Origin of the sequence: Larkinella rosea (assembly GCF_003858635.1) — a bacterium.
GTDB lineage: Bacteria > Bacteroidota > Bacteroidia > Cytophagales > Spirosomataceae > Larkinella > Larkinella rosea.
Map to the genome: position 1 here is coordinate 881,945 of NZ_RQJO01000007.1, position 25,046 is coordinate 906,990.

Here is a 25,046-nt window from a genome sequence, read left to right on the forward strand (position 1 = left end):
TAAAACTATTTACCCGCTAATCAAGCAGCATTCTGCATTTCCTGCCGCAGTTTTTTCGAAATCAGCCAATCCGGTTTGTGCGTAACAACCTTGGCTTTCAACTCGTTGAGCATTGAATACAAGCCGAAATACGTCCGGTTGATGTATAAACCGTGCTGCGACCCGCGGGCCACCTTCGAGTTTTTCAATTCTTCCACCTGAGCCAGTTCTTCCGCAAACGCATAAACCGTATCGAAATAGCTGTTGTCCCCAAAATCGAAGGTTTGTTTCTCGAACGGTTTTCCGAGCAAAACGATCATTTTCTTGAACAAATCGATAAAAAACGCCTGTTCGCCGGGCGAATCTTCGGGAACGATAAACTCCAGGTTGCGAAACGTTTGCAGCGTGGCATCCTCATCGTCGAGCATGTCGAAGTTGATCAGGCGGAAATAATTGTCATAAAAAAATTCCGAAATGACCTTCACACACCCAAAATCGATAACGCCCATTGTACCGTCGGCGCGCATCAGGAAGTTACCGGGATGCGGATCGGCGTGCACCTGCCGGAGGTCGTGGATCTGGAAATTATAGAAATCCCACAAGGCCTGGCCGATGCGGTTGCGAATTTCCTGCGACGGATTCGTTTTCAAAAAATCCTTCATGTGTAGCCCGTCCAGCCAATCCATCGTCAGAATGCGCCTGCTCGACAATTCCGGATAATAGTTCGGAAAAACCAGATTTGGGATCGATGCACACTGCTCCGAAATATACATCGATCGTTTCAGTTCCAGCTCGTAGTCAGTTTCTTCCAGCAGCTTGGATTCCACTTCGCCCATGTACCGGTTGATGTCTTTTTCGTTCAGATTCAGCAACCGAATGGCGAGCGGTTTGGCGATCCGCAAATCCGAACTCACACTATCCGCTACGCCCGGATACTGCACTTTAACTGCCAGTTTTTTGTCGTTTTTCCACGCCAGATGCACCTGACCGATGGAAGCCGCATTAACCGCTTCCATCTCAAACCGGTCATAGATCTGCTGCGGAGTTTTGCCAAAATACGTTCGGAACATCTTGACAACCAGCGGCCCGGACAATGGCGGAGCGGAATACTGCGACATCGCAAACTGATCGACGTAAGCCCGTGGCAGGATATTTCGATCCATGCTCAGCATCTGCGCCATTTTCAACGCACTGCCTTTCAGTTCACTCAATGCATTATAGATATCGGTCGCATTGTCCTTGTGTAGCTCCTCCTTCGTCCGCTCGGGATCAAGTAGTTTTTTGCTGTAATGCTTCAAATAATTCCCCCCCACTTTCACACCCGCTTTCACAAACTGGCTCGCCCGGGCAACTTTGGTGGTGGGGATATGGTTTTGCGTTTTCATTGCATGAAAATGAACAATGAACAATGAATAATGAAAAGCATGGGTACGCATTTCATTATTCATTATTCATTGTTCATCATTTATTTTGAAAAATGAATTTGGCCAGGTCGAACAGGGAATCAAGCGGAGAGCGGCCGATGAGATCGAAAGCCGTGTTGACCGATTTCTCGATGGCGGTATCGGTTTTCTCAAAGTTTTTGCTGACATCGTTGATCCAGAAATGGAGAATAAACAGGGTCTGCGTCCACAGTCCATCGGCGTAGCGATCCGACAGAAATGGCCGGGGTTCCACTTCTTTGCTTTCCCGACCTTCCGCCAGCAAATCCCGGACGTAGTCGAAATACGACTCTTTAAAAAGTTGCAAAACCCGCGACGATTGGTTTCCCATTCGGGCTTTCGTCATTGGGGAAGCCTGCGCGTGGGCCTGCCGAAGCCGGTTATAGCTAAAAACCGCAAAACTGCGCTGGGCTTTCAGTACCTCAATCCAGGTGTAGTAAAAAGCCAGCAGCTTTTCACGAACGGAATAGGTCTGGTAAATGGGATCGGTTTCGACGGTTTGCAGGGCTTGCCGAAAATAGTCCCGCCAGATATCGGCTTCAATAGACTCAAACGACGTAAACTCCTGATAAAAATCGGCTTCAGAAATCTTCAGTTTCTTCGCAAATTGAAAAACACTCGGTGGTGGGGTTCCGTTTTCAAGCACGTAATCGATGTAGGCTTTACGGATTTTTTCCAGTTTTTCCATACCTGACCAACGCTCCGTTTGGCAAAAAAGTTTAGCTTTTCATGTTCACAAACTGCAAAGAAATTTCCAGCTCGGCCCGGCGCAACATCCCGATTACGGCCTGCAAATCGTCGATTTTTTTACTCGTCACCCGCACCTGGTCATCCATCGCCTGAGCGGTTATTTTCGGGAAGTGTTCCTTGATCAGTTTCAGGATTTTCCGTTGCTGATCTTTGTCCAGGCCCTGCCGGATTTTCAACTCCCGACGCAGCCGGTTTCCGGATGGATACGGCTCCGCCGAAAAATCCAGGCTCCTTCCGTCGACCCCCTGTTTCACCATGCGCGCCAGCAATATATCCTCCACCGATTTCAGACTCATGTCGTTGTCGGTGTCCACCTTGATAGTCAGCTCTTTTTTATTGAGTTCCACATTGGTTTTGCTGTTCCGCAAATCGTATCGATTGGCAATCTCCTTGATAGCCACATTGATGGCATTGTCCAGGGTCTGGAGGTCAACTTTACTGACTATATCAAATGAGGCCATTGTTGTGGTTTCGGAATAATGTTTAACATCAAGTTTTCACAAAAGTAGAGTCATTTACAGACCCAGTCAACCCTTTCGATGGGTATTTGAACCATGAATAACCCTGCAAACTGATCGTTCGTTGCATAATCCCCGATTAACATTGGTTGCGCGTGCAATTAAAAATACTTTCACGCCTTCAATTCTTCTCTGTTCAATCAATTACCATGAAAAGTAACGTTTACCTGATTGCCGCAGTGTGCCTGCTGCTGCCCTGTTTATCCTGGGGTCAATGCGCTCCGCCCTCCCCGTCGTGTTCGGGCTGCTCGCCATTAACCGCTGATAATCAAAACCTTTCTTCCGGAACATACTGTATTTCCACCACCGTAAGCAACATTAATATTTTACCGGGAGCCGTGGTGTGCATTAGCGCCCCGGGCTCAATCGTAAACGGCAACCTGAGCGGAGGAACATTGATCTACAACGGCGGAACACTGACCAATTTCAATGCTAATTCCGGGGACCTGCGCATTCAGGGAGCGCTTACCAATACGGCCAGCACCGGTTTGAATGGAGCCCGCGTCATTGTCGAAAACGGCGGTTCGTTATCGAAAACCGATCTCGACGTCAATTGGAGTCTGGTGGTCGACGGGGGGACCGTTGACATTAGCAATCTATTCAGAATCAACGGGAATGGCAGTGTTTGCCTTTCCAACACGGGTCAGATTCACACCCAATACCTGCAAAACAACAGCACCAACGGAACGACGGCCCAATCAACAAAAGGATGTATTTCAATATCGAATCCGCAGGGACAAACTAATCTGAACAATATACTCACCAATACATCCAATGTGTTCGTGTGCCTGCCCGGCTCGTTCACACCTTCTAATCTCGGTTCTGCCACCACCGCGACGAATTGCACCAATTGCACGACGGCTTTGCCCGTTACCTACGCCTATTTTCGGGCGCAACCCTTGCAAAAAGGCGTTCAACTGGAATGGCAAACGACGAACGAACTCCGTCACAGCCATTTCATCGTGGAGCGATCGATCAACGCCATCGATTTTCAATCCGTCAGTGGTCCCGTCATTGATCCATTCGGAACCCGGAACGATACCAAAGTATACCGGTATATCGACGGCGAGGTTTCGCAGGGGACGTTTTATTACCGTCTGAAACAAGTCGATACCGATGGCAGTTTTGCCTACTCCAAACTGGTGGCGGTGAACTTAGGCGACCAGAATGCAGCGGTCCGGCTGTTTCCGAACCCGGTCGTTGATCAACTTCAGATTCGTTTTGATACGGAAGAAATGGGCATTGTTGACGTGGAGTTATCAGACTTGAGCGGTAAAGAGTGGCTAAGCCAAAGCGGGAATAAAACGGAAAAAAGCCACATGCAGCAGCTGAATGTCCAATCGCTCCCCAAAGGATTCTACCTGGTGACGATCCGCCTGGGAAATCAGTATTTTATTCGAAAGCTTTTGAAGTAAATTTTACATACGAACCAGATAAGCACCCTGCTGGCGAACGGAATGGCACGAAATCCCCAAAACACGGGCTTCGGCCAGCAAACGGTCGGTCAGCAGGGTTTTGTTGGAGTCATCAAAAATGATGTTCCGGGCAACCACACGACTTTTCAATTGATTCCAGTCCTGCACGGCATTCCGGCTAATAACCAGGAAATCGACTACAATCGGCAAATGGCGGTCTGCTTTTTTTGTTAATTTATTGAGAATCAATACCGATTTTGCCTGCCACCGAACCAGCGAGAACGACCGGTTTTGGTAAAGACTCAACTGTTTTTCGGGCCGATCCGGTTGCGCAAAGCCAATCCGGCTGACGCCGAGGCTATCCCAGGTATTTCGGATGTAAAAGGTTACTTCCCGGCTTTTAGCCGAAACTGGTTCCTTCGTCAAAAGAACGGCGGCATTGGCCTGCACAAAACTGATGGCCGATTGATGCGGCACAAAATGGACAATGAATAACCGCTGGCTTTTTCGCTGAATGGTTGTCCAGCCTACTGAAACGACCAACAAAACCGCACTCATCGCCACCAACCACACATAGCGTCTCTCCCGGAATACCAGCAACGCAATTCCCGACAGAATGATCGCATACAACAGCCCCAACTCCCGGCTGGTGGTCATGAGCGGAGTCAGAATCGAGTTCGGCAATTTTTCCGTATAAATGATGCATTGGTTCAGTAGCCACATCGATCCGAAAAGCATTTTCCCAACCCAAACACCGACATAGGGAATCCAGCCCACCACCAGCAAACCCATCGCGAGAATCAAAACCAGGGACGAAACTGGAATAACAATTGGATTTGCCAACCAGAAATACGTCGGAAACTGATGAAAATAAAATACGCCCAATGGAAAAGTCACCAACTGGGCGACGAGCGAAACTGCCGTAATTTTCCACCCCCAATCGGCCCAGCAAGACCGAAACGTAATGGTTTGGTACAGGCTGCGGTGCCACAAAATCAACGCACCTACGGCCAGGTAGGACAACTGAAAACCGGCTGTTGTCAGCGCATAGGGATCTAACAACAAGATTAGGAAAGCCGATGCTGCCAGCGTATTCAGCGGGTTATTCGTCCGCCCGATCGTTTGTCCAATCAGTAACAGATTAAACATGAAGGCGGATCGCAGAACCGGTGCCGAAAAACCGGTCATCAACGCGTAAAACCACAACAGACCGAGCATGATGATGGCAAACAGGTAGGTTCCGCCCTTCCGGCGTTTCAAGAACCCAAGCATAAAACTAACCGCAGCAAACAACACGCCCACGTGCAGCCCCGAAACCGACAGGACATGAACGGCTCCGGCGGCCGAATACGCTTGTTGCAAATCGGGATCGATGCCGTCCCGCACGCCCAGAATCATGGCTTTCACAATAGCAAATTCCTGCCCGGCGCCCAGGTGACTGGTAAAAACGCTATCGGCCCAGGCATTAACCGCATAGGCTGTTGCAGTCAGCCGATTCACGGGTTGATAACCGAAAACGATTCGTTCCGTCGGACGTAAATACTGCTGGTGGTAAATTCCCCGGTTAGCCAGGTGACGTTTGTAATTAAATTCGCCCGGATTCAACGGTGGGTCAATCGTTCTGGGTGCGCCCCTAACCAGCCAGAGGTCGCCGTATTGGGGCTTTTTCGGTACAGTCTTATCGATGTAAACAATCAACCGTCCGCTCGCTGAACTCCATCCCTGATTCGTCAATAACCGCCGTACTTCCAGCTCCAGCCGAAAGGTTTTGGTACGGTTTTCAGCTTGCGAACTGACGACTGCTTCGTAGGCCCGAATGGGTTGCTGAACGTGAATCAGGTTATTCGAGTCAGTGCGGGCCGTATGATAAAAGGTGAATAACCAGCCTGTACAAACAAATATCATAAAACCGGTTAGTCCCTTCAGTAGGGTCGAGGATGATAATCGGACGGTAAAAGCCGCAAGCATCCCCAACACACTGAGAATCAGAAGAACAAAAACGAGCTGCAGGGCCGTTGGGAAAGTAAGATAACCCACTATACCGCTCATCAAAGCGCCGACATACCGGACGAACGGGAAAGCATTCCAGCGCAGCATCAGTCTGGAAAGGAAGAAGCGGGTAATACCATTTTATAATGCTGAATTCCGCATTCTTCGAACATGGGTCCAACGGCCTTGAACCCGAATTTGGCGTACAGGGGCATGGCCGTCAGTTGGGCGTTCAGGTAAACGGATTCGATGGGTTCGGGTTGTTGACTGAAGATGTCGTCCAGAACGGCTTGAACAAGTCGTTGTCCGACCCCTTTGCCACGGTAAGCGGCTAACACTGCAAACCGCTCCAGTTTTACACCGTTCGAGGTCGTGCGCCAGCGGGCCGTTCCGCAGGGTGTTCCATCGTATAAAGCCAGAAAGTGGTGACTGGTCGTTTCAAATTCATCGTATTCATCCTCCTTTCGAACGTGTTGTTCTTTCACAAACACTTCCTCGCGAATGGCAAAAACATGCTGCATTTCAGCCGGACGGACAATCTGAGTCACTGTAATCATACGGCAGGTGGTTTGGTGGCTAACAGCTTTCGGTAACCGGTTTTCGGACGCGAACACGCGCTTCCAAGACAATGCGACAGCATCCGCAAACCGGTTACCGAAAACGCTTTTTAACGAATCAGTAACCGTTTCGATGCGGTTTCTGTATCGGTATGCACTTTTACAAAATAGACGCCCCGACTAAATTCATCCAGCGGAATCGTGATCGACGAACTGGGATAATTCGAATAATTCTGGCTTCGAACGATCCTTCCGGACAAATCCGAAATATCCACCTGAAACGACTGAAACCCGGTAAACAATACCTCCAGCGTTGATTGTTTTTGGGCGGGATTTGGAAACACATTAACCGTCAGTGTCTCCGTCTGGGGCAGCGGATCGGCAGATCGTACGACGCGCTGACGTCGCGGACTGGCTTCAATTACCGCCCGCATGCGCGTCCGCTGATCCTGCGTAAACAGGTTCATACAGGCGTCGGGCGTGTAATCGAGGTAATTTTCAATTTGGTTTCGCGTGCGCGTCCCGTTGCAATTGGAATACTTCTCCGGGCACTCGATGGTTTGATTCGCGCTTTCGGTCGGGGGCGTGTCATTGCAATAATCCGTTCCGCAAACCGCATCGCCCCAGGTATGAATCAGTCCCAGCCAGTGACCGACTTCGTGGGTTGTGGTCCGCCCGTATTTATAGGTCTTGCTGGTGACCGACCCGATGTCGCTGCCAAAATACCGGTAGTCGATAAAAACGCCATCGGTCAGTTCGTTTTCGGGCGACAACAACCCGTCGATTCCTTCCGCTTCCGGAAACTGGGCGTAACCCAAATATTCGTTTTTAAGGGTCGTCACCCAGATATTCATGTATTTATCACTGGGCCAATACGCAATTTTCGACAATTGCAGATCGTCACCGGTCGAACTGTCGTATACATTGAAGGTGGTTTTAGCCGAATAATGCCGGGTAATGCCGCTCGTCTGTTTTCCATCGGGATCAGTTCGGGCGAGAAAAAACTCAATCCCCGTATCGGCACCGATCGGGTTCGTGTTGAAGCCCCGCGTATCGGCCATCCTTCGGTAATCTTCGTTTAAAACCCGGATTTGCGATGCGATCTGTTCGTCGGAAATGTTGGAATTATTGGCACCACCCACAAAACCGGACGAGTTATTATGCACCACATGAACCACCACCGGAATGCGGTAGATGACCTCACCAACCCGGATTTTCCCCTGTTGGGCGGTTTGCTCGGCAATCAGCTGTTCAATTTTCTCATTGAGTTTCAGGCGCCTGGCCAGCCGCTGCGGATCCCGTTTTTGCAGGGATTCTTCCCGTTGAACAATCCCGCAACGTTGCGGAACCGTGGGCGTCTGGGCCTGATCTACCGACAAACCAACGCTGAACAGAATCCCCAGGGCAGCCAGTAAAGGTCTATTTTTCAGCCCGTTCATATGCGGTAATGATTTCTTTTACCAACCGGTGCCGAACCACATCGCTTCCATCCAGTTCCACAAACGCAATCCCTTTGATATCTTTTAATAATTCGACGGCTTCAATCAGGCCGGATCGCTGATTTTTGGGTAAGTCAATCTGCGAACGGTCGCCGGTAATGATTGCCTTTGAACTGGGGCCCATCCGGGTCAGAAACATTTTCATCTGCATCGGCGTCGTATTCTGGGCTTCGTCCAGCAGGATAAATGCGTTGTTTAATGTCCGTCCGCGCATGTAGGCCAGCGGAGCAATTTCGATGGTCCGGCTTTCGATGTACAATTTGAGCTTTTCAGCCGGAATCATATCGTCGAGCGCATCGTAAATCGGGCGCAGGTACGGGTCAATTTTCTCCTTTAAATCGCCGGGAAGGAAACCCAGATTTTCACCGGCTTCCACCGCCGGGCGCGTAATAATTATTTTTTTGACTTCCTTATTTTTCAGCGCCCGAACCGCAATGGCCACGGCGGTGTACGTTTTTCCGGTTCCGGCCGGTCCCACGGCAAAAACCAGGTCATACTTCTCGGAAACATCCACCAGTCGCTGCTGATTAGCGGTTTTGGCCCGAACAATGACGCCCTTCGTTCCGTACACCAGAACGCTGTCATCGTTTGGCAAAGCCGCTGCCGGTTCGCGTTCGTTATTTTTCAGGAAACTGCGAACGTTCTCGTGGGTGAGTTTGCCGTATTTCTGATAGTGCTCGATGAGCGAGTCCAGAATATCGGTAATGCGGGAAATTTCCGGGGTCGTTCCTTTGATTCGGATTTCGTTGCCACGGGAAATAATTTTACTCATCGGAAACGCAGCCGCTACCTCTTTGATGTTGTTGTTTTCAACGCCCAGGAAGTCGATGAGTGATACATTGTCAAGGGTAATTACTTTTTCTACCAAATCTCCATTCATATTTTCAGGGTGAACGATACGTATTTTCTCTTCTAAATTTAGAGGATCGTATGAACTAAACAACAAAAATCGTCAATTATTATCACACTTGCCTACCAATTTTGTGCAAGCACTTCATGATTAAACAGTTGCATTTTATTTCGGGCATTCTTCAAAAGTGGTACAAACAAGGATCGTGAAAGACCCCGATCGCAACAATAACCGTAAGCTAAATCCCCGTTTTTTTTTTACTTTTTTTTCAGACAGACCGGCGATAATATGTACTTTAGAGACAAGAAGTTAATGCCTCCATTCCTGTCCACACACCGCCGAAACCCAGAACCTGCGGCTTTTCATTCTACCGATGAATGGCTATACTTGCAATGCAATGGAGAACGATCGCCCAACCAATTCAAACTTTAGAAAGACCCCGTATCTGGGCAATCGACGTAGTCAGTCGGATGGTGTAAACCACATGTTGACACCAACGGGCCTGGGCAAACTACCTCCGCAGGCGATCGATCTGGAAGAAGCCGTACTCGGGGCGCTGATGATCGAAAAAGATGCACTTTCGGCCGTCATTGACATCCTGAAACCGGAAAGTTTCTACAAAGAAGCCAATCAGCGAATTTATAATGCCATTGTCACCCTGTTCGGAAATGCCGAACCGGTTGATATGCTGACCGTTACGCAGCAACTCCGTAAAAGCGGTGAAATCGAAGTAGTGGGTGGTGGCGGCTACGTTACCGAATTAACTACCCGAGTTACTTCGGCGGCCAACATTGAATACCACGCCCGGGTTATTGCCGAAGCTTCCATCAAACGGGCGCTCATCACCGTCGCCAACGAAATCCAGCGCGATGCCTACGAAGACACGACCGACGTCTTCAATCTCCTCGACCGGATCGAACAATCCATGTTCAAGATTTCCGAGTCCAACATTCGGAAAAATTATGCCGACATGGGAACCATCATGCGGCAGGCGCTGGACGAACTGGAGCAGAAAAAGAACATGAAGGACGGTCTGACGGGCGTTCCGTCAGGTTTCAGTGCGCTCGACCGGCTAACGTCCGGCTGGCAGCGGTCGGAATTGATCATTCTGGCGGCAAGGCCAGGGATGGGAAAAACCGCTTTTGTCGTCAGCGCCCTTCGCAATGCTTCCGTCGATTTTGGTCAGGCAGTGGCGATTTTTTCGCTTGAGATGTCCTCGGTCCAATTGGTCAACCGGCTTATCTCGGCGGAAGCGGAGATCGACAGTGAAAAAATCAAGAAAGGAAACCTGGCTCCGCACGAGTGGGCGCAGTTACACCATAAAATTCAACGGCTGACCGAAGCACCTATTTTTATCGATGACACGCCCGCACTTTCCATTCTGGAAATGAGGGCCAAATGCCGCCGGTTGAAAGCCCAGCACGATATTCAATTGGTCGTAATCGACTATTTGCAATTGATGTCCGGGGATACGTCGGGGAAAATGGGCGGAAACCGTGAACAGGAAATTGCCTCGATCTCGCGGGCGATGAAAAACCTGGCGAAAGAGCTGAATGTACCGGTGATTGCGCTTTCGCAGTTAAGTCGGGCCGTTGAAACCCGTGGTGGCGACAAAAAACCGCAACTCTCCGACCTTCGGGAATCCGGTTCCATCGAGCAGGATGCGGATATGGTTATTTTCCTCTACCGTCCTGAATATTATGGCATTACCGCCGACGAAGCGGGCAATTCGGTCTCAGGAATCGGTGAGGTAATCATTGCGAAAAACCGCTCCGGGTCCTTGGATACCGTGCAGCTCCGGTTCATCGGGAAATACACGAAATTTGGTGATCTGGATTCCTATTTTATGCCCCAGACCCCTCCCCCATTCAGCAGTCCGTCGGCGGGTTTTGACGCAAAAACTTCCGGTGCGCAGTCTTTCGAAAATCAGGGCGGTATGGTCAAGAGCAAAGCCAACACGCTGAACACCCCCAATACCAATTTCACCAATTTCGGTCACATCGACCCCAACCAGCAGGAAACTCCCTTTTAAAGTGATGCGTGGGGGGTTGTAATGCGTCAGCCAGCTTACACCCCTCCCCGCGTGCGCTTAACTCACCATTCGTTTCTCCAGCCTGACCACATTCTCGACGTGGTGGGTGTGGGGAAACATATCGACGGGTTGAACATCTTTTACTTCGTACAGGGAATCCAGAATGGCCAGATCGCGGGCCTGCGTCGCCGTGTTGCAACTGACGTACACGATTCGTTGCGGAGCCGCCAGGAGCAAATTACGCGTTACGGCTTCGTCCATTCCGGCCCGGGGTGGATCGGTTATTACAACATCCGGCTTGCCATATTTCCTAAAAAGAGTGGGCGTCAACAGGGTTCCCATGTCACCCGCCAGAAACGTTGCATTCTGAATTCCGTTGATGGCGGCATTCACGCGGGCATCTTCCACGGCGGCTTCAATGTACTCAATCCCAATGACTTCCCGCGCCTGGCGGGCCACGAACAACCCGATGGTTCCGGTTCCGGTGTATAAATCGTATACCCGTTCGGTGCCGGTCAGACCGGCCCAGTCGCGTGTAATCTTATAGAGTTCGAATGCCTGACGCGCGTTGGTTTGGTAAAATGATTTCGGACCAACCCGAAACGTCAGCGGTTGACCACTGCCATCGTCCATCTGTTCTTCGATATACGGTTTTCCGCCATACGAAATCACTTCCTGATCCTGATACGAATCGTTCAGTTTTCGGTTCAAAATGTAATTCAGGGAGGCAATTTGCGGAAACGTTTGCTGCAGCATGGTCAAAAGTCCTTCCAGATCATCCGGTCGTTCTTCCGCTACCTGAATCGTCACCATCACCTGGCCCGTCGAAGCGGTGCGAATGATTACCGTCCGCAGAAATCCAAGGTGGGTATTCAGGTTATACATGGAAAACCCGTGCTCCCGTGCGTAAGCATCCACGGCTAATCGGATGGCATTCGAGGGATCGGGTTGCAGGTAGCAATGATCAATGGAAAGAATTTTATCAAACCGCTTCGGAATGTGAAAACCAACCACCCGCTTGTCCATTGCCAAACCGGACCGAATTTCCGCTTCCGTCATCCAGCGCCCGTCGGCACAGGTAAATTCCAGCTTATTGCGGTAATACCTTGTTTCCTGAGAAGGCAACGTGGGATGAATCGGCGGAAGCTGCACCTTCCCGATCCGGCTCAGGTGGTCGAATACCTGCTGACCTTTAAACCGAAGTTGTTCCTCATACCGGATGTGTTGCCATTTACAACCGCCACAGGTTCCAAAATGGGGACAGAACGGTTCTGAACGACTGGGTCCAAAAGCGTGTATTTTTTCTACGACGGCTTCGCGATACTGCTTTTTCCGGTTCACAATCCGGATATCCACCACATCACCCGGAGCCGCCACCGGACCGCCGGTGCGACCTTCCACAAAAATGACGCCTTCCTCCGTTCGAATCAAACATTTTCCTTCGGCAGCAACGTCATCAATCCGAATGCCTTGCAACCGTTGCACTATCTTTTGGGTCTTTCCTGACATACTAAACTGTAATAAATTCTGTAAATTAAGCACCGTATTTTGGTTTCGGCAACCTTATTCGAATTTGGATGAAACAGTTTTACCGGATTGGGGTTTCGTGCGGTTGGTTCGTATGGTGTTTTTTGGGCCTGTTTGGGTCCGCGATGGCAACCCACATTGTCGGCGGTGAGTTGGAGTTGAAAAGACTGACCAATCAAAGTCCGTATACCCACCAAATTAGCCTTAACCTTTATTTTGACGATTTGAACGGCAATCCACAGGCTGAAGATCCGACCGTGGGCGTCTTTGTGTACCGAAAAGGCGACAATGCTTTTATCGGATCGATTGACTTACCGCAGGTTAGTTCCCGAGTTGTCGATTACACCAAACCCGAGTGTGCGCTTCCCTCGCTCCGCACCCGCCTGCTTCGCTACAGCGGACTGGTGATTTTCAACATGAGTGCCTTTACCGATCCGCGCGGTTATTACATGGTCTGGGAGCGGTGCTGCCGGAACAATTCCATCAATAACATTCAGAATCCCGGTTTGGCCGGTTCAACCTTTTACCTGGAATTCCCGGCGCAAAGGGCGGCCAATGGCACGGATTACATCAATTCCTCCCCTTCTTTCCGGCCCGTTCGGGGCGATTACATCTGTATCAACCAGCCCTTTGCGTTCGATTTTGGCGCTACCGATCCCGACAACGACAGCCTGGCGTATCGGTTGGTAACGCCCTACAATGGCTACAGCACTTCGGGCAATCCTCGGCCACAAATGGCTCAGCCCAGTTCGGCTTATCCCGAAATTCGCTGGGTAAACGGCCTCAGTCAGGACCGGGCAATACCGGGGCCGGCCCCCCTGAAAGTCAATGCCCGAACCGGTTTGCTAACCGTAACGGCCGGACAGGTTGGCCTGTTTGTTTTTTGCGTCCAGGTGGACGAATACCGCAAAAATACCTCGGGTGTCTGGCAAAAGATCGGGCTCGTTCGGCGGGACTTCCAATTAAAAGTCATTGACTGCCAAAAGAATAATCCACCCTCCATCGCCATGCGACAGGTGGGTCAGGTGAATTTCTACAAAGAGGGAACGGTTTTGAAATTGACCGAAAAAGACGCCCGTTGTGTCGAAATCTACCTCACCGACCTGGACGCCAACCAACGGGTAAAACTTTCGGTGCTGGAAGGCCCGAAAGAAGGCATATCCTTTGCCCCGGAGGAGGTGTTGATTCAGAAATCGGGTGACACGCTTCGCTCCAAAGTGTGTTTCGATAAATGCCTGGCCGACGGTCAGCCGCTGAAACTGGCCTTGCTCGCAACCGACGAAGGTTGCCCGCAGGGGATGCGAGATACCCTCTTTATCTCTTTGATGATGGAAGCCGACCTGAACCGAAAACCGGATGCTGAAACCACTTTACCGGGTAATCAGACCGCCGTTCAGGCCGGAAAAACGCTCCAGTTCAAGGTAGTGGGAACGGACCCCGATCAGGACCAGATTACCCTCGTTGCCGTGGGACGCGGTTTTTCGCTGGCATCGGTGGGCATGAGTTTTTCGGCGGTTTCGGGTCAAGGCTCCGTGAGTCAGCAGTTTAACTGGTCGCCCCAGTGCGCACAGGTAAAAAACACGGAATATGTCGTGGATTTCATCGTGACCGACAACCGTTGCAATCGAAATTTGCGCGACACGGTCACTGTTCGGTTGAAAGCTTTGCCCGAAACCGGCCGCCCGCCAACGGTTCGAACGACGCTCAACGAACCGGTTGTTGAACTGACCATTACCCACACCGATTCGATTCCGGCAGCGGTTCGATTCGACGTCATTGCCGAAGACCCCGACCCGGATGTGCTGAAACTAACCGCTGTCGGCAACCAATTCGACTGGACACGTTTGGGGATGAAATTCGAAAATAAAACCGGGCTAAGTCCGTTGATTTCGCCCTTTGTCTGGCAGCCGGGCTGTGCGGTTTTACAGGGGAAAGAAAAAGCAACGTACGAACTGGACTTTATTTCGCAGGACAGTAGTTGTCCCAATCAATACGATTCGACCCGCGTCACGTTTATCATTAAAGACATTCCGGTGGATTACAACATTTCGATTACAAACGTGATTACCCCCAACGGTGACGGTAAAAACGACGTTTTCAATGTTCCGAATCTCCCCGCCGATAATTGCGCCGACCAATTTCGGCGGGTCGAAGTGGTCAATCGCTGGGGCAAAGCGGTTTTTTCGTCCACTGACCGGTTTTTCCGCTGGGATGGAGCCGATTACCCGCCGGGGCAATATTATTACCTGATTCAATACACCCACCGATCCTACAAAGGAACCGTCACCTTACTCCGGTAGTGGGCAACAAAAAAAGCGGTCCGTCTTGAACCGCTTTTTTGACTGGTATCAGTATTTTTAAAAGGCTTTCCGCTTGATGAACGCCCGTATTTCGCCACCGGGAAATTTTGTCGTGTGCAAATTGACGTAGAGTCGTCCTTCCACCAATGCATTTTCCCAATCTTGATTTCTTTGTTCAAAAGTAACTCGTCCGCTTATTGGACTCGTTAATGAAGCAAAGGGAATAATGACGGGACCATTCGTTCCGGGACCGCCCGGTGAAAGGTGAATGTGTCCGGCAGTGGGTGTAATCCCGGAATAATTGACAGTGTAACTTAGTTCCCTGGTAACCTTGTTATAAGTACCTGTCATTGTGCCGGTTCCTGCCGATTGAACGGAGGGTACCTCCTGAGCACCGTCCAATGTTCCTACAAACTCAATTGTATCTTTTTTGTCGGGAGCATCTTTCGTCGGTGAACAGGATGTTACCGTTATGGCCGTTGCCACAAAGGCAGTCATCAAATACGCAAATGTTCTTTTCATAAATGGTGAATGTTGAATGGTCCAGATTGCACCGCAATAATACTAACTTTGCCGGATTTATCTACGACTTTCAGCGGGCAATACGCATATAACTTATTAAAACCGGAAGTTTCTTATTAAAAAATGCAAATCATTTCCATCCTCCTTTTTCCAGTCCAATCCGAATTTTCACAGTTTCATGAAAGATAAAGTAGTTGTTATAACGGGGGCTTCGTCGGGCATCGGCAAAGCACTGGCATTTGCTTTTGGCCGCGAACAGGCTTCCATCGTCATATGTGGCCGCAGCCTGGAAGCGCTCGAAACCGTCGGCCGCGAATTGAGTCAGCACGGCATCGATCACCTCAGTCTGCAAGCCGATGTCAGCCTGGAGTCGGATGTCATGAAGCTGATCGATACCACCATTCAGCACTATGGCCGTCTGGATATTCTGATCAACAACGCCGGAATTACCATGCGCTCGATGTTGCAGGACATGGATCCCGAAGTCATCCGGAAAGTCATGGACATCAATTTCATGGGGACGGTTTACGCCACGCGTTATGCTCTGCCCCATATTTTGAAAACGAAAGGCTCCATTGTTGGCATTTCGTCCATTGCCGGTTTTCGCGGATTGCCGGTTCGAAGCGGTTATTCGGCCTCCAAGGCGGCCATGAACGGGTTTCTGGAAGCCGTCCGAACCGAACTGCTGCACACCGGTGTCCACGTCCTGCTAGCCTGTCCTGGTTTCACGACCACCAACATTCGTTTCTCGGCCTTGGACAAAGAAGGCCAGGTTGCGGGCGAAACCGTGCGTGACGAAAGCAAAATGATGAGTGCCGAGGAATGTGCCGATCACATCCTGAAGGCCGTCAAACGCCGGAAACGCGACCTAATCCTGACCACCGAAGGAAAATTTGTGGTTTTCATGAACAAGTGGTTTCCTGGCCTCATGGATCGCCTGGTCTACAATTCACTGGCTAAAGAGAAAAATTCCCCTTTGAAAAAAGCATAGGGATGTGGACAGGAGCAATCGTGTAATTAAGATTTTCCCTATGCCCCAATCAGCCAGACGTTGTCTTTGCGGACGTAATACAGGCCATCGTTCCAGAACACATGCAGCCAGATGTCCTGACTGCCGAGGATGTTGACTTTATGGCCGCGACTGATGACGTCGGCTACGGGAGCTGCGGAAGATGGGGCACGCCGGAGCAAAACGCGGTCGCGGTTGACGATCCCCGACTGGTAACGTTCCGGCAGGTTAACCAGTAACAGCAAACCGGTCAGGTAGGCCAAAACGATCAATTTATGACGCCGGCGGGCGGGTTCCCGGTTTCGGTATTTCAGCCAGAAAATACCAAAGGCGTAGGTTCCCAGTAACACGAGCGCCAGTGTGATGTAGAGTCCGTATTGTTTGTAGAAGAGGTAAAAATAATTCAGATCATCGGTTTCGTAGCCCCGCAAGTTATTCTGAATGGCGATATCGTGCATTTTTTTAAGGACGGCTTCGTCGGGTCGACGGTCGAAATACACCTGGAGATAATACAGCATTTTTGCCACATCTCCCTGCTTTTCCCACATGTATGCCAACTTTAACAGCATGGGATCTGTCGGTTTATACCCCTGTCGAATATGGTTTTCATAGCCCGCTACGGCGGCCGGATAACTACCCGCAGCAAACAGAGAATCAGCCTGATAGAGGGTCACGGATGCCGATCTGGCCACGGCGTTCTGCCCCCCCACAAACAGGATAAGTGAAAAAAAATAGACCAATTTCAAAAGGTAATCTTGCATTTTCACGTCAGTAATGGTACTTTTGCATCGCAATTTTGGGACACGCCCTAAAATTACAAAAGGTAAAAGTAGAAAGGTTTCCGATTCGCATCAACTCTTTTCATCTGCTCCTTTTTTGATCTGGTAGCTCAGCTGGTAGAGCAATACACTTTTAATGTATGGGTCCTGGGTTCGAATCCCAGCCGGATCACCAAAATCATAATGAACAATGAAAAAATTACCATCCCAATTCATTATTAATTGTTCATTGTCAATTAACTCCCCGATCTGGTAGCTCAGCTGGTAGAGCAATACACTTTTAATGTATGGGTCCTGGGTTCGAATCCCAGCCGGATCACCAAAATACAGGTTACGTTTTTACACGAGCCGCCGTTTTCAAACCCGCATCCTTCCCAGGAGCGGGATTTTTGTTTTATTATTTATCGCTCAGCGTTGCGGTTAACCTTTTCGCAAGCAGGTCAGTTATTACCTACACTGCTCAACTGCCACACCCATGAAAAATTCACTTTATTGCAGTCTATTTATTCTGCTTATTCTATCTGCATCCTGCAGTTCCATCCGCGTTGTCAAAACCGAACCGGCTGACAATTTTGCCTTGTCCAGCTACCAAACATTTGCATTTTCCGACATCGAATCGGCGGGAGATATTCCCCAAAGCCGTTTTTTCCGTTCGCAGGTCGATGCGTTGAAAACCGCTATTGAAAAGCAAATGGCGCGTAAAGGACTGCGTCGGGTGGATACACAACCGGAATTAATGATGAACATTGGCATTAAAATCGACGAAAAGACCCAAACTCGTCAAACGGATATCCGGAGCGATCCGCCAAACTACATTGGTCAACGGCGGTATACCTGGCGCAGCCGCGAGGTGGAAGTTGGAAAATATCGCCAGGGGACAATCGATGTGCATCTGGTCGATCCGAAACGAAATGAACTGGTCTGGCGGGGAATCGTCGAAGGAATTGTGCCGAATAAGCCGGAGAAGCTTCAGAAACAGATCGACGAGGGGATGGAGAAGTTGTTTGACAAACTCTGAATCGGGCGGTTTTCAGTGCGCTAAAAACCGCCCGTACACAGCTTTAAGATTTAGAACGGTAACCCGTTATCATCTTCTTCAAACGTTGTCAGCGGCCGGTCGTTGGCCGCACGCGGCTCCTGTCGACGGGGGGCCGCCGGCGCTGCGGCAGGTTGTTGCTCAACGCCATCTGCCGACTCGATCCGCCACGCCCGCACATCCGTATACCACCGATCGTTGTACTCCCGCGACTCAATGCTGATCGCGCATTTCATCGTATCGCCGGGTGCAAACTGAGCCAGATCAGCGGCTTTTTCACCCCAGGCCATCAGACATACTTGTTTGGGAAACTGGTCGATGGTTTCAATCACAAATTGTTGTTTCGTCCAGGTTCCGTTGCGGCCCTGACCGGTTTGTTCGGGTAAAACTTTGACCAGTTTACCGATTAATTCCATTGCCATATGCTATGTATTGCTTTCTGTTTGGTTACTTGCGGGACGAATACCTTTCGTTGGGCGAAGGTTACAATGAATCGTTGAAGATACAACTTTTTGCCTTACTTTACACGAAAAAACCACTTGATCGATCCCCCGAAGTATGAAAATCGGAGTCTTGTTACACGGAAATGGCGTCTACGACGGAACCGAAATTCACGAAGCTGTGCTGACATTACTGGCACTCGCCGAAGTCGGCGCCGAAGCGGTCTGCATTGCCCCGGACGTCGATCAGCACCACGCGGTTAACCACCTGACGGGTGAGGAAATGCCCGAAACGCGGAATGTGCTGGTCGAATCAGCCCGGATTGCGCGGGGAAACATCCGGAACCTGGCCACGCTGACCGCCGACGAGCTGGATGCAATGGTCATGCCGGGCGGTTTTGGCACCGCGAAAAATATTACCAAATGGGCATTTGAGGGCCCGCCGGGTCCGATTCTGGAACCGGTCAAGCAGTTGATCGTCGATTTGATCGCACTGAAAAAACCGATTGTCGGACTATGCATGAGTCCTACCACCATTGCGAAGGCGCTGGAAGGGAGTGGCGTTTCGGCCACCTTAACGGTGGGTAGCGATTTGGAACCCAGTCCGTACGAGATCGGGGGTATCGCCAACGGAATTGGTTCGTTGGGTCACCATACCGAAATGAAAACCGTCCGTGAAATTTCGATTGATCGCGAACACAAAATTATTACAGCGCCCTGTTACATGATGGAAGCATCGATTCTGGATGTCCGTAACAACATCCGGGCCGCCATTGACGCGTTGGTGGTTTTGCTGCGTGGGGAAAGCGATTTTGACGATTGACCAATGACGATTGACAATCGTTAAATGAGTAATTTATAGTTGGAGTTAGCCTTAAAAATCATGGATCGATGGTCAATTGTCAATGTTCGATTGTCTTTGGTCCATCATTAAAAAACACTGGCTCCTCTGTCGGGAGAAGAGCCAGGTTCCGTGCTAACCTATGAAGAACGCATCGGTCCGGTTTACTGAACCGGTTATCAAACCGTTGGCGTTTTTTTCGGATCAACCAATGGCTGACGTACGTTCCAAATGAAAAAGGGGTTAATGCGGTTTACTTACTTGTTAATTCCATCCTTTTTTAGTTTAAACAGACTCAGGCTTGATTTTTTGAAGTCCGTTGCCTACTTTTGCATCCACAAAAATAGTGCTTCCGCGTCCATGTGGTGAAATTGGTAGACACGCCATCTTGAGGGGGTGGTTCCGCAAGGTGTGAGGGTTCGAATCCCTCCGTGGACACAATCAAAATCCTCAAAGTGCTGTAAGCTAACGACTTACAGCACTTTTATTTTTAATTAGTGATCTCAATTCTGTCGTTTCGGTCAATTTCTTCCTATTTACCCCCCGCTTTCACGGATATGAAACTTCTTTTCCTGATGGTCGGATTTCTGATTCTGTCGGTTCACTCTTTGGCCCAAACCGTAAAGTACGACACGCTGGAGCGGGAAACCATCGGCAACTTTTTCAATGCGCATTTTTTAATCGAAATCCCGAGCGAAAATCCGGAAGACATAAAAAAAACGACGATTTCCGTTTTGAATCATTTTACGTCGGATGGCAAAAAGTTGAATGAGGTTTATTTCTGGAAAGACAAAAATGCCTATGCTAAAATGTACTATCGGGATGGGCACTACCGTACCGATAATTTCCAGTACAGCAAAGCAAAGCTGGCAATCGCTTTGAATCAATGGAATAGCGACAACTGGCCCTATATGGGGGATAATCTGATCGCTATTTATTCGGATCCAAAAGCCGGAATCGACCTTTTTCCGTACCGGGATTCTCTATATGTCAAATACGGTGGCACACAAAAACGGCCGATCGAATCCTTCATTCCGCTGCAACTAGCTCCCTCAGCTAATCAGAATTCCCGGGATATTACGGAACAAAGCGGTGTCTCAATGTTCCAACTTGCGTTATTGTTAATAGCAATTGCAGGTGCGTTTTATGTTCTGGTTTCCCGCGTAACGACCGCCAAAAAATAGAATCCGCGATTCGGGGCTCCCGGCATTCGAACCCGCTACGAAACTTGCTGTTGCCGACGGGACGACGCCTTTTGCAGGGCAGTTTTCAAAACGTCCAGCAACAACGGTTTGGAAATGTAATCATCCATGCCCGCTTCCAGGCATTCTTCCTGATCTTCTTTCATGGCATTGGCCGTCATCGCAATGATAATGGGCTGCAGACCCGGCTGCCGACGGATCTGGCGCGTCGCTTCCAGACCATTCATTTCGGGCATTTGCACATCCATTAAAACCGCATCATACGGTTGCTCCCGGAGCATGGACAAGACTTCCAGACCATTCTGAGCAAGTTGGGGCTGATAGCCCAGCTTGTTTAAAATATTCAGAATCAGCTTCTGGTTGGCCAGATAGTCTTCAGCAACCAGAATATTGAGCGGGTTTTGCCGGGCAAAATCTTCCGATAAGACCTGCTGCGCCGGTCGGTAAGCCCCGGCCTGAGTATCGTCAGGCTGCTTGAGTTGCCGCTGAACCAGGTCGAACAATTGGTGCTGGCGGATTGGTTTGGTCAGAATTGCCGTAAAAAGATCCGGATACGATTTGCGGGTTTCTTCGCCAACGGAACTCAGGAGAATGATCGGAATACGTGGAAAATCCATCCGAATGGTCCGGGCCAGTTCAACACCGTTCATACCCGGCATCTGCATGTCGGTGATAATCAGGTGGAACGAGGGCCCCTCAGCCAGCATCGCAAGGGCCTGGCTGCCCGACAACGCGGTGGCAGGAACCAGTTTCCATTGCTCGAGCTGGTTTTTCAGAATGGTTAAATTGGTCTGGTTATCGTCCACCACCATCACCCGTTTTCCCGCGTTTTCGGTCGTATTGAACAACACGTAATGGCGTTTGGCGTGCTGGCTCATCCGGCAACGAAGGGTAAACGTAAATGTCGTTCCCTGGCCTTCTTCACTTTCCACCCAAATGTCACCGCCCATGAGCTTAACCAGTCGTTCGCTGATGGCCAGTCCCAAACCGGTGCCACCGTATTTGCGGGTCATGGACGAATCCACCTGGGAAAAGGCTTTGAAAAGGCGCGGCAATTTATCTTCAGGAATGCCAATACCGGTATCACGTACCTGGAACTTCAATTCAAGCTCCTGATCGTCAATGCGTTTCTGAACATCGGCGCGAACAAAGACTTCGCCTTTGTGGGTAAATTTTACGGCGTTACCGACAAGATTGATCAGAATCTGACGCAATCGTAAACCGTCGCCCACAATGTGCAAAGGCACCTGGTGCTCAAATTGATAAACCAGATCGAGGCCGTTTTCGGCGGCTTTTCCCGCAAACAAATCCAGCACATCTTCCACGCAATGGAGCAGATCGATGTCGCCTTCCTCCAGTTCCAGACTTCCGGACTCGATCTTGGAGAAATCGAGAATATCGTTGATCACACCCAGCAAATTGGTTCCGCACTGGTGAATCGTGTCGACATATTCGTATTGTTCCTCCGATAATTCAGTCTCCTGCAACAGATAGGTCATCCCCAGTACGCCGTTCATCGGTGTCCGGATTTCGTGACTCATCGTAGCCAGGAAAACGCTTTTGGCCTGATTCGCTTTCTCGGCTTCCTCCCGCGCCTGTTTCTCCTGAACCCGCTGTTCGTGAATTTCCTCCACCAGCGCCTGTAAATGCTCCGACTGCGTCTGTAATTCTTCCTTCTGGTAATGCACTTCTGCCGTTCGCTCGCTCACAATTTCTTCCAGTTTCGCTTTCTGAGCCTGCAAAGCCCGGGTCCGCCAGCGATACACCAGGTTGGGACTGGCCAGAAAAGCCAGTGCCAGCAGCGTTCCAAACCACCAGCTTTGCCAGAACGGGGGCTTAATGATGACCCGAAACGCGGTTCCGCGCTGGTTCCAAACACCGTCGTTGTTCGACGCCTTCACCCGGAATGTGTAGAAACCGGGGTCCAGATTGGTGTACGTTACCGACCGTTTGTTGTTTTTGTACTTCCACTCGTGATCAAATCCTTCCAGCAAATAGGCGTATTGATTTTTTTCGGGCAACGAATAATTCAAGGCGGCAAACTCGAACGTAACTGTGGATTTTTCGTGCGGAAGAGTAATCTTGTTCGACCGCAGCAGCACATCCTGATCAAAAACCTGAAGGTGCGTAATGTAAACCGGAGGAACGAATGGGTTATCGCGCAAACTATCGGGATAAAAAGCATTCACTCCGCTGATTCCGCCGAAAAACAATTTCCCGTTCTGTCCTTTAAAAACCGCCATGCGGTTAAAAGGACTTTTTTGCAATCCATCGATGGCGTCGAAATTCCGGAAACGGGCGGTTTTCAGGTCCAATTTCGATAACCCCTTGTTAGTGCTAACCCAGATGTTTCCTTTCCAATCGCTGGAAATGCCCATAATCACTTCATTCGCCAGCCCATTTTTCTGCCGGTATACCGTAAAGGTTTGTTTTTGGTGATCAAAGTGATTCAAACCGCCGTTGGTTCCGACCCACAATCGTCCCTGATCGTCTTCGTGAAGGCTGTTGATCAGGTTGTGGCTCAGGCTTCCCGGAACGGACCGGTCGTGTTGCCAGGCAGTAAATGTTCCCGTTTGCGCATTCAGTAAATTCAAGCCACCGCCTTCGGTGCCTACCCACAGATTACCATGGCGATCGTAACACAAGGAACTGATGTATCCTTGACTGATGCTGCCCGGCCGGGATGGGTCAGGGCGGAAATGGGTAAAGACACCGGTTTTCTTATCATATCGGCTGATGCCCGATCCGAGCGTGCCAAACCAGATTTCACCTTTTTTACCTTCCGTGATCACACAGGCGGTTTCGTGGATCAGGCCGGTAGCGTCGCCGGTTTTCCGAAAATTAATAAATCCCTGGGAGCCTTTTTTCAACAGACTCGCTCCTCCCTTGTAGTTCCCGACCCAAATGTCGCCGTCGCTATCCTGATAGACACTCATGATGAAATTGCTACCGACACTCCTTGGATCAGCCCCGGAGTGCCGGTATCGGAGGTATTGACCGGTGGCTTTAAGCCGGACATTTAATCCGCCCCCATCGGTACCGACCCACATATTGCCTTCACGATCCTCCATAACTGCCATTACATTGCTGTTATTCAGGCTATTGGAGTTATTGTTATCTTTTTGGTATAACTCAAATTTGGCGGGCTCGCGGTCAAAAAAGTTAATTCCTCCACTGTACGTTCCGAGCCACATGTTACCGCTCCGGTCCCGACATATGGAATAAATGGAACCGTTGTTGAGGCCGTTCTCATTGTTTTCGTCGTACGGATAATGGTAGAATGCCGTGCGGTTTTCATTCAGCACACTGATTCCACCGTTTTCGGAGCCGACCCACAATTTTCCGTAGCTGTCTTCTGCCAGCGAGTTCAAGTCGTTGAGGCAGATTGATGTAGGCTGCGCGGGGTCGTGCATAAACCGGGTAAAGGTTTGCTGATCTGTATTCAGCAGATTCAGCCCACCGCCTTCAGTTGCGATCCAGAGCCGCCCTTTCGAGTCTTCAAAGAGTTTTTTTAGGGAATTGTGACTCAACGAGGTTTTATCCGCAGGACGGTTTGCAAAATGGCGAAATGTCTGAGTCAGCGTGTCCAGCCGATCGAGACCGCCCCCAAATGTGGCAATCCAGATCTGGTCTTTGCGATCGACCAGTACATCCCGGACAAAATCATGGCTGAGACTACCGGGAATACCGCTTTGGTTCACGTAGCGGGTAAAGGTATTGGTAGCCGGATTAAATCGGCAGAGACCACTTTCGGTCCCAATCCAGAGATTGCCTTTCCGATCTTCGGCAATGGCTGTTACCCGATTAGTGCCAAGGGTTTTAGTGTCGCGTTTTATGTGTCTGTAAATTGTAAATCCATCGGTATTTTTATTCAGCATACACAGCCCCCCATCGTCGGTTCCGACCCAAATCTGGCCTTTCCGGTCTTCATACAAGGCGCGTACGTAATTATCACTAAGGCTTTTCGGGCGATTTGGATCATGCCGGTAAACCGTAAACGAATATCCATCGTAAAGATTGAGTCCGTCCTGCGTTCCGAACCACATAAACCCCCTTTTGTCCTGCAGAATACAAGTCACATTGCTTTGTGAAAGTCCTTCATTGGTGGTTATATGCTTAAACCGGACCATGCCTGTTTGGGCCTCCGAAGGGGAATCGAATAGAAAAATGGCCAGCAAAAAGACAATTAGGATTTTCATGTACGACTCGATGGTGCTTAGCTATACAAATATATAATATTATTCAAATTATATATTAATGTCTGATAATAGAGTATAATTAACAAAATTTGATGTTAATTTTCAAACCGCTATTTGCGTACTTTCCATCAATACTCCTGCCAAAAATCACTAATCTATT

19 protein-coding genes and 3 tRNA genes are annotated in these 25,046 nt (G+C 49.8%); 10 read left to right on the forward strand and 12 right to left on the reverse strand.

Translation table 11 applies throughout. The features are described from left to right. Window positions 1-20: 20 nt before the first annotated feature. From EHT25_RS03905 to EHT25_RS03915, 3 genes are all read right to left on the reverse strand, one after another. Window positions 21-1,364, reverse strand: coding sequence for an ABC1 kinase family protein (locus EHT25_RS03905; RefSeq protein ID WP_124870940.1), 1,344 nt, complete (start codon window positions 1,362-1,364; stop codon window positions 21-23). A 76-nt stretch (window positions 1,365-1,440) separates the two neighbouring features. Further along, window positions 1,441-2,109: a TetR family transcriptional regulator C-terminal domain-containing protein gene (locus EHT25_RS03910; RefSeq protein WP_124870943.1), complete on the reverse strand. Its 669-nt coding sequence runs from the start codon at window positions 2,107-2,109 to the stop codon at window positions 1,441-1,443. Window positions 2,110-2,140: 31 nt separating this feature from the next. Beyond that, window positions 2,141-2,632 (reverse strand): YajQ family cyclic di-GMP-binding protein, encoded by a 492-nt coding sequence (locus tag EHT25_RS03915; protein ID WP_124870946.1) that lies wholly within the window; start codon window positions 2,630-2,632, stop codon window positions 2,141-2,143. A 206-nt stretch (window positions 2,633-2,838) separates the two neighbouring features. On the opposite strand from EHT25_RS03915, the gene EHT25_RS03920 reads away from it, so the two are divergent. Continuing rightward, window positions 2,839-4,104, forward strand: coding sequence for a T9SS type A sorting domain-containing protein (locus EHT25_RS03920; protein WP_124870948.1), 1,266 nt, complete (start codon window positions 2,839-2,841; stop codon window positions 4,102-4,104). Between the two features lie 3 nt (window positions 4,105-4,107). On the opposite strand, the gene EHT25_RS03925 is transcribed toward EHT25_RS03920, so the two are convergent. The 4 genes from EHT25_RS03925 to EHT25_RS03940 form a co-directional block, all read right to left on the reverse strand. After that, window positions 4,108-6,201: a ComEC/Rec2 family competence protein gene (locus EHT25_RS03925; RefSeq protein ID WP_124870951.1), complete on the reverse strand. Its 2,094-nt coding sequence runs from the start codon at window positions 6,199-6,201 to the stop codon at window positions 4,108-4,110. After that, window positions 6,201-6,650 (reverse strand): GNAT family N-acetyltransferase, encoded by a 450-nt coding sequence (locus EHT25_RS03930; RefSeq protein WP_124870954.1) that lies wholly within the window; start codon window positions 6,648-6,650, stop codon window positions 6,201-6,203. The genes EHT25_RS03925 and EHT25_RS03930 overlap by 1 nt, the downstream gene beginning before the upstream one ends. A 110-nt stretch (window positions 6,651-6,760) precedes the next feature. After that, complete coding sequence (locus EHT25_RS03935; RefSeq protein ID WP_124870958.1) at window positions 6,761-8,089, reverse strand: M43 family zinc metalloprotease; 1,329 nt, start codon at window positions 8,087-8,089, stop codon at window positions 6,761-6,763. After that, entirely contained in the window at window positions 8,070-9,017 is a 948-nt protein-coding gene (locus EHT25_RS03940; RefSeq protein WP_124873489.1) for a PhoH family protein, read from the reverse strand. Before EHT25_RS03940 ends, EHT25_RS03935 begins: the two co-directional genes overlap by 20 nt. Before the next feature lie 379 nt (window positions 9,018-9,396). Here EHT25_RS03940 and dnaB point away from each other — a divergent pair, with 379 nt between their 5' ends. Continuing rightward, a complete protein-coding gene (gene dnaB, locus EHT25_RS03945) occupies window positions 9,397-11,031 on the forward strand; it encodes a replicative DNA helicase (RefSeq protein ID WP_124873491.1) in 1,635 nt (544 codons plus the stop codon). Window positions 11,032-11,088: 57 nt separating this feature from the next. Here dnaB and rlmD read toward each other — a convergent pair whose 3' ends face one another. Further along, on the reverse strand, window positions 11,089-12,540 hold the full coding sequence (rlmD, locus tag EHT25_RS03950) for a 23S rRNA (uracil(1939)-C(5))-methyltransferase RlmD (RefSeq protein WP_124870961.1): 1,452 nt from the start codon (window positions 12,538-12,540) through the stop codon (window positions 11,089-11,091). Window positions 12,541-12,608: 68 nt separating this feature from the next. Between rlmD and EHT25_RS03955 the strand changes: the two genes are divergently transcribed. After that, window positions 12,609-14,858, forward strand: coding sequence for a T9SS type B sorting domain-containing protein (locus tag EHT25_RS03955; protein ID WP_124870964.1), 2,250 nt, complete (start codon window positions 12,609-12,611; stop codon window positions 14,856-14,858). 57 nt (window positions 14,859-14,915) lie between these two features. Here EHT25_RS03955 and EHT25_RS03960 read toward each other — a convergent pair whose 3' ends face one another. Continuing rightward, entirely contained in the window at window positions 14,916-15,380 is a 465-nt protein-coding gene (locus EHT25_RS03960) for a CHRD domain-containing protein (RefSeq protein WP_124870967.1), read from the reverse strand. A gap of 178 nt (window positions 15,381-15,558) precedes the next feature. Here EHT25_RS03960 and EHT25_RS03965 point away from each other — a divergent pair, with 178 nt between their 5' ends. After that, the gene (locus EHT25_RS03965) at window positions 15,559-16,371 is read left to right on the forward strand and encodes an SDR family oxidoreductase (RefSeq protein ID WP_124870969.1); all 813 of its coding nucleotides are present in this window, start codon (window positions 15,559-15,561) and stop codon (window positions 16,369-16,371) included. Between the two features lie 38 nt (window positions 16,372-16,409). Here EHT25_RS03965 and EHT25_RS03970 read toward each other — a convergent pair whose 3' ends face one another. After that, entirely contained in the window at window positions 16,410-17,150 is a 741-nt protein-coding gene (locus tag EHT25_RS03970; protein WP_124870972.1) for an SH3 domain-containing protein, read from the reverse strand. 117 nt (window positions 17,151-17,267) lie between these two features. Between EHT25_RS03970 and EHT25_RS03975 the strand changes: the two genes are divergently transcribed. The 3 genes from EHT25_RS03975 to EHT25_RS03985 all read left to right on the forward strand — a co-directional run bounded on the left by EHT25_RS03975 (window position 17,268) and on the right by EHT25_RS03985 (window position 18,186). Beyond that, window positions 17,268-17,343 (forward strand) — tRNA-Lys (locus EHT25_RS03975). Window positions 17,344-17,414: 71 nt separating this feature from the next. Continuing rightward, a tRNA-Lys gene (locus tag EHT25_RS03980) sits at window positions 17,415-17,490 on the forward strand. 153 nt (window positions 17,491-17,643) lie between these two features. Next, a complete protein-coding gene (locus EHT25_RS03985) occupies window positions 17,644-18,186 on the forward strand; it encodes a DUF4136 domain-containing protein (RefSeq protein WP_124870975.1) in 543 nt (180 codons plus the stop codon). Between the two features lie 50 nt (window positions 18,187-18,236). Here the strand turns inward: EHT25_RS03985 and EHT25_RS03990 are convergent, their stop codons facing one another. Beyond that, complete coding sequence (locus tag EHT25_RS03990) at window positions 18,237-18,626, reverse strand: DUF3127 domain-containing protein (RefSeq protein ID WP_124870978.1); 390 nt, start codon at window positions 18,624-18,626, stop codon at window positions 18,237-18,239. A gap of 136 nt (window positions 18,627-18,762) precedes the next feature. Between EHT25_RS03990 and elbB the strand changes: the two genes are divergently transcribed. The 3 genes from elbB (at window position 18,763) to EHT25_RS04005 (ending at window position 20,669) form a co-directional block, all read left to right on the forward strand. Then, window positions 18,763-19,467 (forward strand): isoprenoid biosynthesis glyoxalase ElbB, encoded by a 705-nt coding sequence (gene elbB / locus EHT25_RS03995; RefSeq protein ID WP_124870981.1) that lies wholly within the window; start codon window positions 18,763-18,765, stop codon window positions 19,465-19,467. A 374-nt stretch (window positions 19,468-19,841) separates the two neighbouring features. Beyond that, window positions 19,842-19,923 (forward strand) — tRNA-Leu (locus tag EHT25_RS04000). Between the two features lie 119 nt (window positions 19,924-20,042). After that, window positions 20,043-20,669 (forward strand): hypothetical protein, encoded by a 627-nt coding sequence (locus EHT25_RS04005; protein ID WP_124870984.1) that lies wholly within the window; start codon window positions 20,043-20,045, stop codon window positions 20,667-20,669. 35 nt (window positions 20,670-20,704) lie between these two features. On the opposite strand, the gene EHT25_RS04010 is transcribed toward EHT25_RS04005, so the two are convergent. Beyond that, complete coding sequence (locus EHT25_RS04010; protein WP_124870987.1) at window positions 20,705-24,886, reverse strand: hybrid sensor histidine kinase/response regulator; 4,182 nt, start codon at window positions 24,884-24,886, stop codon at window positions 20,705-20,707. Between the last annotated feature and the right edge of the window lie 160 nt (window positions 24,887-25,046).